This window comes from Rhizobium sp. LARHSG275 (genome assembly GCF_052871115.1).
Window position 1 is genome coordinate 71,533 of the sequence record NZ_JBIXJN010000021.1, and the last position, 15,791, is coordinate 87,323.

13 protein-coding genes are annotated in these 15,791 nt (G+C 58.9%); 7 read left to right on the top strand and 6 right to left on the bottom strand.

Going from position 1 to position 15,791, the window contains the following annotated elements; all coding sequences use genetic code 11:
* Positions 1-19: 19 nt before the first annotated feature.
* The 5 genes from ACIPSK_RS25720 to ACIPSK_RS25740 form a co-directional block, all read right to left on the bottom strand.
* Positions 20-847 carry a glycoside hydrolase family 16 protein gene (locus ACIPSK_RS25720; protein WP_162117910.1) on the bottom strand — a complete coding sequence of 276 codons (828 nt, stop codon included), beginning with the start codon at positions 845-847 and terminating at the stop codon, positions 20-22.
* Positions 848-897: 50 nt separating this feature from the next.
* Complete coding sequence (locus tag ACIPSK_RS25725) at positions 898-2,379, bottom strand: lipopolysaccharide biosynthesis protein (RefSeq protein WP_162117909.1); 1,482 nt, start codon at positions 2,377-2,379, stop codon at positions 898-900.
* A 78-nt stretch (positions 2,380-2,457) separates the two neighbouring features.
* Positions 2,458-3,702 (bottom strand): glycosyltransferase family 4 protein, encoded by a 1,245-nt coding sequence (locus tag ACIPSK_RS25730; protein ID WP_017965903.1) that lies wholly within the window; start codon positions 3,700-3,702, stop codon positions 2,458-2,460.
* Positions 3,699-5,045 carry a glycosyltransferase family 4 protein gene (locus tag ACIPSK_RS25735; RefSeq protein WP_162117908.1) on the bottom strand — a complete coding sequence of 449 codons (1,347 nt, stop codon included), beginning with the start codon at positions 5,043-5,045 and terminating at the stop codon, positions 3,699-3,701. Before ACIPSK_RS25735 ends, ACIPSK_RS25730 begins: the two co-directional genes overlap by 4 nt.
* Positions 5,045-5,782, bottom strand: a complete 738-nt coding sequence (locus ACIPSK_RS25740) for a Crp/Fnr family transcriptional regulator (protein WP_026154330.1) — start codon at positions 5,780-5,782, stop codon at positions 5,045-5,047. Before ACIPSK_RS25740 ends, ACIPSK_RS25735 begins: the two co-directional genes overlap by 1 nt.
* Positions 5,783-6,255: 473 nt before the next feature.
* On the opposite strand from ACIPSK_RS25740, the gene ACIPSK_RS25745 reads away from it, so the two are divergent.
* From ACIPSK_RS25745 to ACIPSK_RS25765, 5 genes are all read left to right on the top strand, one after another.
* Positions 6,256-6,957: a sugar transferase gene (locus tag ACIPSK_RS25745; RefSeq protein WP_162117907.1), complete on the top strand. Its 702-nt coding sequence runs from the start codon at positions 6,256-6,258 to the stop codon at positions 6,955-6,957.
* Between the two features lie 116 nt (positions 6,958-7,073).
* Entirely contained in the window at positions 7,074-8,831 is a 1,758-nt protein-coding gene (locus ACIPSK_RS25750) for a polysaccharide biosynthesis tyrosine autokinase (RefSeq protein WP_162117906.1), read from the top strand.
* Complete coding sequence (locus ACIPSK_RS25755) at positions 8,828-9,850, top strand: glycosyltransferase family 2 protein (RefSeq protein WP_210254200.1); 1,023 nt, start codon at positions 8,828-8,830, stop codon at positions 9,848-9,850. The genes ACIPSK_RS25750 and ACIPSK_RS25755 overlap by 4 nt, the downstream gene beginning before the upstream one ends.
* A 5-nt stretch (positions 9,851-9,855) precedes the next feature.
* The gene (locus ACIPSK_RS25760; RefSeq protein WP_162117904.1) at positions 9,856-11,238 is read left to right on the top strand and encodes a polysaccharide biosynthesis/export family protein; all 1,383 of its coding nucleotides are present in this window, start codon (positions 9,856-9,858) and stop codon (positions 11,236-11,238) included.
* Between the two features lie 125 nt (positions 11,239-11,363).
* Positions 11,364-12,833, top strand: a complete 1,470-nt coding sequence (locus ACIPSK_RS25765) for a hypothetical protein (protein WP_162117903.1) — start codon at positions 11,364-11,366, stop codon at positions 12,831-12,833.
* 188 nt (positions 12,834-13,021) lie between these two features.
* Here the strand turns inward: ACIPSK_RS25765 and ACIPSK_RS25770 are convergent, their stop codons facing one another.
* Positions 13,022-13,321, bottom strand: coding sequence for a hypothetical protein (locus ACIPSK_RS25770; protein ID WP_026154331.1), 300 nt, complete (start codon positions 13,319-13,321; stop codon positions 13,022-13,024).
* Positions 13,322-13,628: 307 nt separating this feature from the next.
* Here ACIPSK_RS25770 and ACIPSK_RS25775 point away from each other — a divergent pair, with 307 nt between their 5' ends.
* A complete protein-coding gene (locus tag ACIPSK_RS25775) occupies positions 13,629-14,540 on the top strand; it encodes a glycosyltransferase family 8 protein (protein ID WP_162117902.1) in 912 nt (303 codons plus the stop codon).
* Positions 14,541-14,672: 132 nt separating this feature from the next.
* Positions 14,673-15,695, top strand: coding sequence for a glycosyltransferase family 2 protein (locus ACIPSK_RS25780; protein ID WP_162117901.1), 1,023 nt, complete (start codon positions 14,673-14,675; stop codon positions 15,693-15,695).
* The last annotated feature ends 96 nt before the right edge of the window (positions 15,696-15,791 follow it).

The following is a 15,791-nucleotide window of genomic DNA, read 5'->3' on the forward strand; positions in this document are numbered from 1 at the left end:
CGGTTTTCCCCTCAATTGTTCAATTCGCTGCCTCAGTGGGCTTCCGCTGGTAGACGTGAATATAGTCAACGAGCAGGATGGAAGGGTTCGGCGTTTCATCGATCGGCCAACCCGAGCCGAGCGCCAGATTCACCAGCGGATAGAACGGCATGTGGAACTCCTTCGGCGTATCGAAGCTCCAGATGAACTGACGGTCAAAGTAGAAGCTCGTCTTGTCAGCTTGGATATCGACGCCGTAAGTGTGGTATTCGCTGTTTAAAATTCCGTCCTGAACGGTTTGCCAATGGCCGCCGGTCGTGTTCTGGCCGCCCTGGCTCTGACGCCAGATATGAAAGCCCATGCTGAATTCGTAGGGCGCGCGTCCATAATATTCCAGGACGTCGATCTCGGAGGTGTATTTCGACCGGTCAAGCCCGATGAGCCAGAAGGCCGGCCAGACACCCTTGCCCGGCGGCAGCTTCATCCGTGCTTCGAAATAACCAAATTGCTGCGAGAAGCCTTCGCCTTTCGGGTTCACCGACGACAACAGGCCCGAGCGCCAAGTTCCATCGGCCTCCTTGCGCGCTTCGATCTTCAGAATTCCCTGATCGGTGGTAAACGGAAAGCCCGGCGCCGGGTCTGTGAACCTGGCGTCACCGAAATCGCCGTTCCAGGGCGTATGGGCGATCCAGCGGGAGCTTCTCTCCCCCCAGGCCGAGACGTCCAGACTGTCGAAACTTTCCTCGAACGTTAGCTGGTACGCATTGATATTGAGTGGTTGCTGAGCCACGCTGGGCTGCCCGGGCAACGCCCCCAGGCCGAGAACAATGAGCAAACCCAGAGCCTTAGAAGATATCCCGTAACGCATCCTGCTCCTCCGAAAACGCCAAACCAATCGTTGGACTACACTTGTCTCGATCAAAAGGTGAGAACCCCGTTTCGTCGCGGCATGAGCCTTTGGACGACGATGGTCTCGATGCCGTCTGGCCTTCCGACAACCTGCCACAGCAACAGCGCGAAGGCCCAGAAGATCGCGACTGCTGCCCCGCCGCAAAGCGCCAGGCCGACGACAAGGTTTAGGCCGACAGGCATGGCGGCGAGCATCGGCTCAATCCACAGCAGGAAAGCGATCATCGGCAAGCTCGCGGACAGAGGCCGCAAAAAAGCGTTCAACTGAGCGGCAAACGTCGCGCCGATCAGCCGCCGCGTGATGATGAGCGATGCGGCATAGGCGACAAGCACCGCCACGATCCGCGCGCCCAATGCTCCTGCCACCTGAAAATAGACGATGCCCAGGACGGTGACCGGAACCCTGACGGCGAACTCGGCAAACATCCGGAGAGCGAGATAACGGGTCTTATTCAGGACCATGGCCAATGGCGGCATCATATTCGTCGGAAGACCGAGCAGACTGACGATGCACAGCCATTGCAGAATCGGCGCGGCGGATGCCCATTTCTCGCCAACGATGATCCGTACGGCCGGCTCGGCAAGAAGCGCCAGCGTGATGAGGATGGGCGCGGCCACGAAGGTGATCGCGTTCGTCGCCTTCAGATAGGCAGTGATCAGATTACGACGGTCATCGACGGTCGAGAATGCCGCCATCAGCGGGCGCAACAATGGCCCAACAAAGGTCTGGTATGGAATACCGGCAATATTGTCGGCGACGCTGAAGGCGCCGAACGTCGACAAGCCGGTAAAGCGTGGCAAAAGCAGCCGGTCCAGTTGCCAGTTGATCGAACTCAGCACCTGCGACACGGTGTTCCAGCTGATCATGTCCTGAAAGTGCTTCCACTCGGAAAGGCTGAACCTCGGTCGCATCGGCGCAAAGACATAGGAGGTGATCGCCGCGGCGGTCGGGCCTGCAACCGCGCCGATCGCCAGTCCCCAATAGCTGCCGGTCGCGACCGCCACCCCGACACCGAACAACAGTGTCGAACCCTTGGTGATGAGATCGAGTGCGAACTCGCGTTTGAAATCGAACCGTTGCATGAACAGAACCATGCGTGGGCTGATCACACTGCGCATCGCAGGCGCGATGGAGAGCACGGCGACAAGCGAGAAAAGCCGGGAATCGTCGTAGATCAGAGCCATTGGCCAGGAAATGATCATCATCAGTATGCTGATGGCCACGCCTCGAAGCAGGCTGAGGGTAAGGGCCGTGGCAAACATATCGTCAGAAGGCGACGGCTGGCGCATCAGGGCCTGCGTCAGCGGCAGGTCCAGGATTGTCTCGACGATGACCAGAACCGAGGTCGCGATAGCGACAAGTCCAAAATCCGCTGGGCTCAAAAGCCTTGCGAGGACCAGGAGGCTGACGAAATCGAGCAGTCGCGCCAGGAATTTTCCGCCGATTGTCCAGATACTCGCCGTCGCCGTCTTCTGAGATACGCTTGACATGATCTATCTTCTATTCCTCGTCGACGGATTGAGACGGTTTCGGTGGCAGCGGCAAACAGGCAGCTCCGTCCTTTTCCGTCAGCCCGGCCGTCTTCTGAAGACCTCGGCGGATCGGTCGCCATGGGTGGACAGTTGTTGTTCGATCAGGTTGGACAGACGGTCGCGGAACACGGTGGAAGAGAATTTCAGCGAGTGCGCGCGGATGGCATGCGGATCGATATCGTCCTCCACCTCTTCGAACGCCGCCATCGTTTCCAACAGAGCTTCCGTGGTCTGCTGCGCAAAGCGAAAACCGACCTGCGGCGAGGAAACGGTTTCTCTGGCACCGCCGGCGTCGAAAGCCAGGACCGGCCGCCCGGATGCCATGGCTTCCACCGGAAGGATGCCGAAATCCTCCGTGCCCGGAAACAACAGCGCGCGGCATCGCGACAGGTGGTCGCGCAGAATGTTGAAGGGCTGGTGGCCGAGAAACTCAACGGTCGGTCCGGCGATCGACTTCAGATAAGCCAATTGTTCTCCCTCGCCGATCACGACCAGCTTCCGCCCGGCCTCGGTGCAGGCGCGAACGGCGATATCCGGCCGCTTATAGGTGGTCAGCTGACCCGCATAGAGATAGAATTCGCCTTTTCCCTTCCCCACCGCAAAATCGTCCGTCGCAACGGGCGGATGGATGACGATGGATTCCCGGTCGTAGAAGCGGCGGATGCGGCTTGCGACATAATCGGAATTGGCGACGAACACATCGACTCGCGAGGACGTCGTCACGTCCCAGGCGCGCAGCATGGGCGCGGTGATCGACATCAAAGCGCGCCCAACCCAGGGCAGGCCATGACGGTAGACATGGAACTGATCCCAGATGTAGCGCATCGGCGAGTGGCAGTAGCAGACATGCAGCGCGTCGGCGCGCGTGATGATGCCCTTGGCGGGTCCGGATTCACTCGACAGCACGAGATCGTAGTCCTGCAGATCGAACTGCTCGAGCGCGAAGGGCATCAGCGGCAGCATCTTGGTATAATGCCGTTGCGCGCCGGGGATCTTCTGCAGGAAGGACGTGCGGATGTTCCGCGTCTTCAGGAAATCGCTGATGCGATCCCGGTTGCAGACGAGGGTGAAGATATCGGCCTGCGGAAACATGCGGCACAGCTCTTCGACGACTTTCTCGCCGCCGCGCATCGAAACGAGCCAATAATGCACGATGGCGACACGAAGCTGCTTTGTGTCGCTCGCGCCTCCGGCATCAGTGACACGTCTTTTCGCCATGACAGGGGCATCGCCGAGAAATGCCCTCGCGTCGGGAAGAGAGGTTGTTGCTTTAAGAGTCAACTCAATACTCCTTGTATCACCACACCGTCTGTCAGCTCGGGAACCGCATTCGCCGAAATCAGGCTCTGGTATTCGGCAAGAAGCGCGTCGCGCCATTCCTCGTGTGTCGAGGCGAGATCCGGCGACAGCCGGAAAGCCCGCTCGCTCATGGCGCGGACCTCATGTCTCGGCATTTGGCTGAATCTCGTCAAAGTATCGGCAAAGGCGATTTCGTCAGCCGTATCGCAGGCAAGCGCCATGCCGGCTCTTTGCATTTCCTCGGCGAGAAAGGCGCTGCGCGACATGATGACCGGCAGACCGCTCCTCGCCGCTTCGATAGCGACGAGACCGAACGGCTCGGGATAGCGCGACGGCATCAACAGTGCGCGCGCCTTGCGGATGATCGGGCCGATCTCCGCATGCGACTGCCAGCCGACGGCCCTGACGTGATTTCCTGAAGCTGCGACCAGCGGCATCAGCGGCCCGTCCCCGATCACGCAGAGCCGGACGCCGGCTTTGCGCGTGGCGGCCACGGCGTCCTCTATGCCCTTCTCCTCATCCAGCCTCCCGATGAACACGAATTCGTCGTTGGCCTCCGCCTCGATGCGATTGATGGATAGCGGAGCAACGGGATTGCGGATCGTCGTCAGGCGTTCGGGCCGATATCCGGCGCCGACGAGAAAACCAGCCATCTTCTCGTGCAGCAGGATGATTCGGCCGAAATCGGCCTGATCCTTCAGCAGCCGTAGGATATTGGAGCCGCGGGCGACCCGCCACAATTTGTGGGAATAACTTCTCTTGTCGCAAGCCGTCGCAATGCAGCTTCCGCCGAGCGGGCGTCGAAGGCAGATTTCCTGTGCCTGATAGTCGAAGAAGGCGCCGTTGGGGCAGGCGGTAAAGAAATCATGCGCGTGAACCACGCATCGTCCGGCGACCGGCGCCAGTGCTCTGAAAATCGCCGGAGACAGGATCTGGTGCCAGCCATGGACATGGTAGACGGTATTGGCGGTGTCGTTTGCGGCAATCCAGTTCGCCACCATACGGATGGCGGCGCCGTTGTGAATGCCGGTCACGAAAGCCTTCGCACGCTCGGCGCTGAGCAGGTCGCGGCTGTTCAGACCGACCATCGAAACCCCGAGCGCGACAAGCTCCACATTGGCGGCGTCATCCCCGCAAATATAGGTCACGGGGATGTCGAGCCCCCGAAAAAGCTTGGCGGACAGCACCGCCAGCGCCGTCGCGCCGCCTCTGGCCACCGAATAGTCGTCGACGATGACCACGCGATCGATCTTTGTCGTGCCTGGGCCGGGAAAACGGCCGACGCTTGCTGCGGATCGGAGAGCCTCGGGAAGCGATGGGCGCATCACTTCACCGAAACCGCGCCGTTGGCACAGGCCTCCAGCGCCTTGCGGTTGAGAATGCGGATCTTGCCCTGCCCGCCGTCGATGATCTTGTTTTCCCGCAGGCGCCGCAAGCATTGATTGACCTTCTCGCGGGACGCCGGCAGCGTCGCGGCCAGGTCATTTTGCGAGATGATTAGTTCGTCGCCGCTATTTGCCGCATCTTTTCCATAAACAGCGGAGAGCCGCAGCAGCGTGCTGGCCAGCCTCGACTGCAGGCTCGACGCCGCATTGGCAATGATCCGGAGTTCAAGCTCTGAAATACGCGCCAGCGCCCTGGAGAAAACCTTTTCGCGAAAGCTTGGATCGCTGGCGTACATATCGCGCAGCAGCCGGCCTTCGAAGAAATGCAGTTCGCAGTTGGAACCGGCGCGGTATTCGAGACTCAACGTCTGCCTACGCAGGACCTCGAGTTCGCCGATGAGGCCGGATTTCGGAATAATCTCGACGATGAATTCCCTGCCGTCGGGCAGCATCGTACTGGCGCTGACCACCCCCGAATGGACGCGCGCGAAGGTATCGACGAGGACGCCGGCCCCGGCGATGACTTCGCCGCGCCGGAACCGCCGGACGCTCGACCGGCAGGAAAGAAATTCGTCGTCGATGACGATGCGGCTGTTGAGATGAATGCTGCCGTTAGCCGATATCGCCGGCTTGCCGATGCCGGCCCTGCGATCTGATGTGTGTGTCGCCCCATCCATGCGCATAACTCCGAATACTCGAATAACCATAGAAAATGCTGCACTGCATCATTTATATTGCCTTAATATGAGAGTCAAATAACATCAGCGAAATTTGACGTAAAGATAAAGCATCTATTTAGATTCAAAACAAAATATACATCACGAACTGAATTCAAAATCTCAGTGGAGCTAAAAAACCGCCGTTTGATCGAATATGACTGCCTATTAAAATGGCTTACTGAATTAAAAACAGCAATAATCGAAATGGTGATATCAAAACTGATAAACAAGTATCAGAAGATAATCGTCTCGAATTAGCTTAGATTGTCGTTTGAAACGAAAAGAAGGCCATCAGGGTGTAATCCAAACTCTCCATTGCCCGTTAGTAGCATAAACAATTTATTAAGGATTATGACCTTGGTAACAGACAACCAGAGTGCGGCGCAGCAAACTTTGAACGGTTCTTAATCGGAATGTTTTGGAGACCATCGATGACATGGGAAGCAGATAGTTTCGAGGCCTGGTCGCGTGTCGGACGGTCCGCGAAAGACGGCGATCTCCATTCGTCCCGGCCTCGTGCCGCAGGCAGATCGTCGAAGCGCGCGATAGACCTTTTCATCGCAATCACGGCGCTGATCCTCCTTTCCCCGCTTCTGTTGATCGTCGCAATAATCGTGAAGATGAGCGACCGCGGCCCGGTCTTCTACTCCCATACGCGTATCGGCGTCGGCGGAGCGCCGTTCGGGTGCCTCAAGTTTCGCACGATGAAGACCGATGCGAGTGCTCAGCTTGCCGAATTGCTGCAAAACAACCCGGCTGCGCGAAGCGAATGGGAAGAGACACGCAAGCTGAAGGACGATCCGAGGGTTACAGCCGTCGGCGAGATCCTGAGGCGGTCGAGCATCGACGAACTCCCCCAGCTGATCAATATCGTGCGTGGCGACATGAGCCTTGTCGGCCCCCGGCCGATCACGGCCGAGGAATTGCCGCGCTACGGCGAGCATATTTGGGCCTACATGGCCGTCCGCCCGGGCCTGACCGGTCACTGGCAGACCAGCGGGCGCAACGATGTCAGTTATGAGTACCGGGTTTCCCTCGACGTTCACTATCTCGCCAACTGGTCGCTCGGCCGGGACTTCGTCATCATTGCCAAGACCATTCCCGCTCTGTTTTCGCAGCGCGGCTCTTACTGAGCATTCAAGGGAAGCTGCCAACCATGCGTGAAATCGGAAGACACGCTGCCCCCGTCCCCCTCCAAGCTGCCACTCCCTGGTTACTCCGTGATCTCGCCATTTTGGATTAGGACGACATGACCTCAAGCACGATCTTCAGCGGTGTTTCTCCGATATCTCTGCCTGCCGCAGCCACTGGCGGGAATTCGCCGCTGACCTTGCGAGATATGCTCTTCTTTCTCAGGATGCGCTGGCGATGGATTGTGGCGACGACGCTCGTTTTCCTCGCAATGGCGGGGATCTATGTGCTGAGCGCCGAGCCGACTTTCGTCGCCAGCACGCAACTTGTGATCTTCCCTCAGGTGAGCGGCACCGAAGCACAAAGGTCTTTCGCCGAAGACGCATTCATAGAGGGACAGCTGGAGATCGCCAGATCCAGCGATGTCATCGGCGAAACGGTAAGGGCACTTGGTCTCGATACCGATCCTGGCTTTGTCGATCAGGCGCCTTCGCTGCAGGATAGAGCAAAGAACTGGTTGATGGGGATTTCCTCTGAATCAGATCCGGAATCGCAGGAGGCAGTAGGCACAGGGGCGCGCCAGGCACAGCCGCAGGCGGAGGACGATCGGATCCAGGATCGGGCCATCGCTACTCTGCTGAACATGATAGGAATACGCCGGGTCGGGAGCTCGACGATCATCGAGATCTCGGCTGCTGCGTCGACCCCTCAGAGGGCCGTCGACATCGCCGATATGCTCGCCAGGCAATATATCCAGAAGAATATCGCGATGAAGGCCAATGCTTCCCGCCAATACAGCGAATGGCTGGCAAGATTTGTAAGCGAACAGCAGCGTGGACTGGCCGAAGCTGCCAGCGCCCTGGCCAGCTTCACGAGCAATCCGCGCGATCAGTTCAAGCTTGCGGAGCTGCAGAGTGCAACGGACGCCCGCCGCACCCTCTACGAAAATACCTTGAACCAGTTGACGGAAGCCCGGCAGCGCATCACCTACCCGGTATCCGATGCCACGATCGTCTCGCAGGCCACACTGCCGCTTTCGAAGGCCAGACCACGCAGCGCGCTCATTATCGCCTTTGCGTCGGCGGTTGGTCTTGGCGTCGGGCTGGCACTCGCCATGATCAGGCACGCCGGCGATCGCCGGATCATCCGTCCCCATCAGATTGCGGAATCCGGCGGACTGCCCTTTGTCACTTTGCTAGCGACATCGAGGCGGATCCGCAATAGTCATCCTGCACGTTTCCTTGCTGCCGGTACCGGCAGCAGCACAGCCGCCTATCCTGTCATACCGGGCATGGCGGAACTGAGCGCGACAGTCGTCGGTCTTCGGCGCAAACGCCGGGTCGTCATTGGAATCGTCGCCGTCAATCCCGGCGGCGGGGCGTCGACCATAGCATGCGAACTTGCGGTGCTGTCCTCCATATCAGGCGCTCACACGCTACTGATCGATGCAGCCGCACAGAAATCGTCGCTCAGCAAATCGATCGCCCCGCATAGTTCCACAGGTCTCGTCGACGTTCTCGAAAATGGCGAACTGATCCAGACGGCGGCATTGGCCCTCACCCCGACGCTGAAATTTCTTCCCCTCGGCAAAGTCGAAGCGGTGACGCCAGCCATACGCCTCAGTTCCCGCCGCACGCAGTTGAGTTTCGCCGAACTGAAAAAGGAGTTCGACGCCATATTCGTCGACATTTCCGCATTCTCCGCGTCGCCGGATGCCAATGCGATCGCGCCGGAACTGGACGGTGTCCTCGTGGTCACCTCGCACGGGCGCACCTCGATCGACGACACCATGCGCGTCATCGACACCCTGCGGAATGTCGGCGCGGAGATCCTCGGCGCGATCATCAATCATGCACCGAAAAGAATAGAGTCATGACCTCACCTTCGGCAGAAGCAACCAGGCAGCACAGCAGGATCGGACCGGCGCCTGTTCCTTGCGGCGCTGAAGCCATGGCGGGGCACGCGAGCCGCCCATTGCGAATGGCCGTGGGGATCGCTTCGGCCGGCCGCCCATCGATACTGCGGGAGACGGTGGATTATCTCACGACCCTGCAGGATCAGGCCGAGCGGCTGATCGTCTGCGTGCCCGTGATCGACGACGCAGCCGGGCTCGCCGACCGGCGCGACGTGGAAGTCATCGTCGGCAGCCGCGGCCTGACCTCTCAGCGCAACAGGATCATCCAGGCGGCCGCTGCCGATACGGATGTTCTGATCTTCCTGGATGACGACTTCATTCCCGCCGCGACCTTCCTGTCGCGGATGGCGGCCGTCTTTGCGGCAAACCCCGACGTGGCGATCGCCACCGGCGAAGTTCTGGCCGATGGCATCCTCGACGGCGGCCTCAGCGTGTCAAACGCTCTGCAGGTTCTTGAAACTGCGGCCGAAGGAGCCGTGCAGGTGACGGATGTCTATAACGCCTACGGATGCAATATGGCGGTTCGCCTTTCACCCATTCTCGAGCACGCGCTGGCCTTCGATGAACAATTGCCGCTCTACGGCTGGCTCGAGGATGTCGATTTCAGTCGGTCCATCGCCCGCTATGGCAGGTCCGTCCGTGTCGAAGGTGCCCGCGGGGTGCACCTCGGCGTCAGATCCGGGCGCCAGCCCGGCCGAAGACTCGGCTATTCGCAGGTTGCCAATCCTGTCTACCTGACCCGGAAGGGCACGATGTCGAAGGGCCGTGCCGTTGCACAGATCAGCCGTAACATCCTGGCGAATACGCGGGGCCTGTTGTTCAATGATCGCTTGGTCGACCGTTGGGGACGTTTGAACGGCAATTTGCTGGCCCTGTCCGATCTTCTTATCGGCCGCGCCTCTCCGTCCCGCATTCTCGAATTCGGCAATCCCTCGCCGCGCGAGCTGCCTTCGCCGCCGATCGCAACGAAAAGGAGATAGCAGACATGCAGCGCACATCCTTGTCCGATCGCCTCATCTCCGCCGCCCTTGCCTTGCTGGTATCTTCCTGCGTAACCGGCTGGAGCGTCGCTCATGCGGAAAACTATACGCTCGTGCCGGAAGATCAGGTGCGACTGCGTGTCGTCGAATGGCGATCTTCGGATGCCCGGTATGCGAGCTGGGAGGCACTCGGCGGGACATATACGGTCGATGATACCGGCAATCTGGCGATCCCGATCGCTGGCCAGGTGCAGGCGATCGGCAAGACGACGGAACAGGTTTCCGATGCGATCGCCACTGCGCTCTCCGAAAAGGCCGAACTACCGGGAAAACCGTTCATCGCGGTGGAGATCGCTCAACATGCACCGATCTTCGTAACCGGAACCGTGCAGACCCCTGGGCGCTATGCTTTTGAGGCCGATATGACGGTCATGAAGGCCGTCAGCATCGCCGGCGGCTTCCTTCGGGAGCGCGAGGAAAATACCGTCTTCGAGCGCGACCGGATCCAGGCCGCCGGCGCCTATCGAACCGCCATTCTCAACCGGCGCGATCTTCTGATGCGCCAGGCGCGGTTGCGCGCCGAGATTGCCGGCGAACAGAGTTTCGAGATCCCTGCCGAGCTCGCCGGAACGCCCGATGTGGACAAGCTGAAGGCGCAGGAATTGAACCTGATGCGGCTGCGACGCGTCGATATCGAAAGCCAGATCGAAGCGGCAAGCGACCTCAGCCGTCTCTACGGCCAGCAGGTCCAGTCTCTCGAGGCCAAGATCAATTCGCAAAAACGGCAGATCGACCTCGCGCAGAAGGAACTGGACAATGTCAACAGCCTGGTGAGCAAGGGCTTGGTCAGCAATTCCCGTCAGGTCTCGGTCGACCGCGGGGTCGCGGATGCGCAAGGCACGCTGATCGATCTCGAAGTCGCCCTGACCACGGCTCGCCAGGGGCTCAGCGAAGCCGACCGCTCGAAGATCAATATCGTCAATCGGCAGAACAGCGAAAACCAGGAACTGCTGAACCAGGTCAATCTGGCGATCGGCAGGGCGGCGATCGATATCCAGGTGGCCCAGCTTCTGGGCGAGCAGGCTGGCTACAGCGCGCAACTCGCCCAGATGAATACGGAAACGCCGGGTCTTGGCAGAGCGCAGAAGAACTACAGGATCGTGCGTCGCAACGAAGACGGGACTTATCGCAATATCGAGGCGGACGAGACGACCACCTTGCGGCCGCATGATGTCGTCGAAATCGGCATCGACACCGACCTTCAGACGCCGTCGCCTCCGCTGCAGCTGCAGTCCGCACCGCAGCAAAGCTCGACCGTCCCGCTGTCGAATGTGGCAGGCGATAATCAAGCGGCTGCCGGCTGGATATCCCAGACGGGATCGAATTAGGGGGCGGTTGTGAGCATCGACGACAGCTGGCGGCTTCCGCCTCAAGCATCGCGCCGAAAGGCGGATGCCGGTCTTCGGCAAAACCGATGCCTCTGCCGCTTGCCGTCCGGATCGGGGTCTGAAGCATGTCGATAGAACCGATCGGTTTCATCGTTCTGCTTCTTGGCCTGCTCGGCATGGTCAACGGCGCGCGTTTTGCGGTGGCGACCCTTTGCCTGTCGACGCTGCTGGGGGCCGCAGCGGCTCTCCAATTGCCCGCGCTCGGCGGCAGCAGCATCCAGCCAAGCCATCTGCTGGTACTTTTTCTCGTGGCCGCCGCCCTGCTACGCCCGGCTCAAACACAGGCCATGCTGACCAGTCTCGCCTATCCGGGTCCTGGTTTCTGGTTTGCCTGCTACATCCTGTTTTCCGTAGCATCCTCTTTCTTCTTGCCCCGCATCTTTGCGGGCGCGACCCTGGTCTACTCCTCTGCACGAGACGCCACAGGCATGATGTCGACGGTGGCCGCTCCCTTGTCGCCGGGTTCGTCCAATCTCAGCCAGTCCGTCTATCTGCTCGGCGATCTGGCCTGCTTTGCTGCCATCTCGGGGCTTACCAGGCTCGGATATGCCCGTTTCATCGCACTGCAGTTGATCGTGGCCTCGCTCGCATGTTTTGCCCTGGCGTTGGTCGATATCGGAACGTTCCTGACCGACCAGTCCTACCTGCTCGATGTCATCAGAAATGCGAATTATACGATGCATACGGCCGAGACCATCAGCGGCTTCAAACGCATCGTCGGTCCGTTTCCCGAAGCAAGCACTTATGGCGCGGTCGCATTGACCTATTTTTCCTTCACGCTCATGCTTTGGCTGGAGCGCGTCCAAAGCCGCATGGCGGGACTTGCAACGCTTTTTATCGGCCCGACGATCGTCCTTTGCACCTCAACAACCGCCTATATCGCCGGCATCTTCGTTGTCTGCATGTTCGTGCTCTATAGCTTGAAACGACTGATCGGCGGCCCGGCCACGACTCCGCACGTGGCACTCCTGGTGATCACCCTGTTCTTGATTCCCTGCGCCACCGTCGCGCTCAGCCTTGTCCCCGATGCGTGGGATTCCATTGCCGGCCTGGTGAACACCACCTTGTCGGACAAGCTTCAATCGCAATCCGGCGAAGAGCGCACTGCCTGGAACACGCTGGCATTGATCGCATTCGTCGATACTGCCACCTTCGGCGCCGGGCTCGGCACGGTTCGAGCCTCGAGCTTCATCGCTGCATTGCTTTCCAATGTCGGATTGACCGGCACTCTTCTCTTCGCCGCCTTCCTGTACAGCCTCGTAAGAGCCTCCGGCCGGCATAGGTCAGGCGATCGGGAGATGCACGCGATCGGAAACGCGGCGGTGATGGCATCCATCGCCCAGGTCGCCTCGGCGGCGATATCGGGAAGCGGCACCGATCTCGGTTTGCTGTTCAGCACCACGGCCGGCCTGGCGGCCGGCTGCCTGGCGGCAACCAATACCTCGCCACGCCGCGCGACCCGATCGCTTGCCAACCGGACTCCACTGGGGACATCGACATCTCTGATGAGAGCGCCGATGTTTTCAACACGATGACGCCCGCTGTGGAGCTCCGCCATGGCGTAGCATGGCAATCTCATCAAGCCGTTGGCGTGCCGGCACGGGGCCGAAGCCAGCCGGCCACGCCGCATCTTTCAAGAATCTCCTGTAGAAACAAACTGGCGAACGAACGCCGTCCTGCAAGGCCATCCGCAGAAGGCTATGTGGCGGATTCCATGTCGATATTAGCCTTGCGGGCGCTCACGGGTGGTCGCGACGCTATCTGCAGCGGAATTGTTTTCCCGCAGCCTGGCACTGCGTCGCAAAAACCCCGAGAGGAACACGCCCGCCAGATAGCCGATTTCCATGAGCGAGAGAATGGCGACACCGAAGAGGATTGCCGCAATCACCGAAGACCCGTCGACGAAAGCCACACTGCCGAAGCCGATTGCGACGAGAAATGCAAAAATTGCGAAAGCCCAGGCGCGGATGGAAGCCCCGGCAGCGATCGAAATGACGGCTGCCACAAGTATGGTGATCAACATGACAATCCCCCTCCCCTCCGCATTCCACCAAACGTCCCGGCACCAATCGTCGTACCGCGAAACGATATGTCGAAACACAGCCTTATGACAGACAAGGCATTCCTCATAATGAATACCTCAACAATGAAACACGCAAAAGCCGCCGTCAGCCAGATACCGATTCAGCACCATTGGACTGGATGTCGGCAATATATACTGAACAGGGCCTTCATATGACAGACCTGTCGGCTCAATTCACAACTGTTCCCTCGCCTCGCAAAGACAATGCCGATTCAATCGTATTGCGCACAATCGGAAGGGTGATGACATGAATAATCAGTGCGTCGTCTACGTCACGGATGTCGAATATTCATTTCCGACCATTCTCTCGGCGCTTCAGGCTCGCAAATTCGCAAGCCCCGTGACCGATGTCTGCGTCCTCATGTCGGAACATCTCGACAATTTCGAAGAGTTGAAAGCCCTGCTCGCAACGAGCAGGGTCATATTGATCGATGCGACTGAGGCGCTGCAGGACTCGCTCGGCAAGCTCGACAGTTCGCATTTCCAGGGGCGCATCAGCGTCAGCACGATGGCCAAGCTGGTCCTTTGCGAGATCCTGCCTGCCCATTATACCCAGATCATCTACCTCGATGGGGATACCCAGATCGTCAGCGATCTGGGTGCTTTCGAAAGTGCCGTTGTGCCTGAAGGCAGGTTTTTCGCGGCACGCGATTACACGGCGATCCATGACTTCCTCGACACGGGAAAGGACAGCCACTATTTCAATGCAGGGGTCCTGAAATTCCATCGCAACGGCTGGATCGGACAGGAGGCGCTTGAGCTTTTTGCTAAAAATCCCGAGGCCTGCGAGGGCAAACATGATCAGGGCGCATTGAATTATGTCTGCGGTTCATCGCTCATCCTCGTATCGAACCGGTGGAACTTTCCCAAACAGTTCCTTCATCTGGTGACCATGTCCTCCTTGTCGATCGTCCATTATATGGCGCATCCGAAGCCATGGCACGGAACCTTCTTTCCATGGACCGATAAAGAAAGCCAAGTGTACGTCGACTTGCGCAAAGCACATCCGATTTACAACTCTCTGTATCGCGGAATAAGCTTCGACCGTAAGATGCTGTATAAATATCGATCGATACGGGCGCGCATCGAACACGCGATTGAGAAAAACGAATTCAATCCTCGGGTTCAGAGCCTGCTGGTTGGCGATTATGCCGTATGATGGTGTATTGTTGGTCCCACCTGAATGTTCGCGAAACTGAACTCAGCGTCGCCGGTCGAGCCGTGGACTTGCAGACGGAAGCGCAAGTATTCATCCATTCATTCCAGGAATGGATAATGTTCAGGACAGAATATGAGTTATAGCGCTTCCGCCGCCAGTATCTCGCATTATCTGAAAGCCCGCCTGCGCCAGTCGCTCAAGGCTCGGCAGGTTCGCTATGACCTGCTGCGCAGCGGGCTCGAGCAGGCGCGCCACGTCGTCATCTGCGTCATCCGCGACGAAGGGCACCGGCTGGCCTTCTTCCTGCAGTATTATCGTGATCTCGGCTTCGAGCACTTCATCTGCATCGACAACGGCTCGACCGACGGCACAGCCGAGTTGCTGTCCAGCTTCGACGACGTCTCCCTTCTTTCCGCTCATGGGTCCTACAAGGCGGCGAGATTCGGAAACGACTGGATCAACGAAGTTATCAACCGGCACTGCCGGGAGAAGTGGGTCCTGTACGTTGATGCAGATGAATTTCTGGTCTATCCCCATTGCGACACTCGGCCGATCGATCAATTGACCGCCTATATCGAATCCATGGGCGGCCACTCGCTCCGCTCGGTCATGATCGACATGTATAGCCCGCATCCCGTTCTCGAGAACATCTGCGAACCCGGTCGCAACCCGCTCGAGGTCTGCAATCTCTTCGACCGATCCGGCTATATCGCGCATTTCGACAAACGCAACCGGACAATATGGATCAAGGGTGGCGTTCGCGGGCGGGTCTACTTCCACGACCGGCTGTGGGACGGCCCCGCGCTCAACAAGATACCTCTCGTCTATGTGGCCGGTGAACGTCTGTTTCTCAAATCATCGCACCAGGTCTGGCCGCTCTCGCTGAATTTGGGCGACATGCGCGGAGCGCTCGGCGTATCCGGCGCCCTTCTGCATTTCAAGTTTCTGTCGACCTTCGTGCACAAAGTTGCCGATGCTGCACACCGGTCCCAACATACGGAAGAATACACCGTATACTCCTCAGGCAAGGACATGGATGACTTCGTCCATGACGATACGGGGACCTACAGAAGTTGGAAGGACCTGTCCGATCACGGGCTCATACAGGGTGAAGGCTGGAAATACTGGAGGAATGCCTCCGAGACCGAAGTCTAATGCAAGTCGTCCAAAAATGAGCAGCGGTTTTGGGACGACGCGCATGAAGACAAGAGCCAACACGTCAACCCGAGCTTTCAGCCTGCATCATCTGAC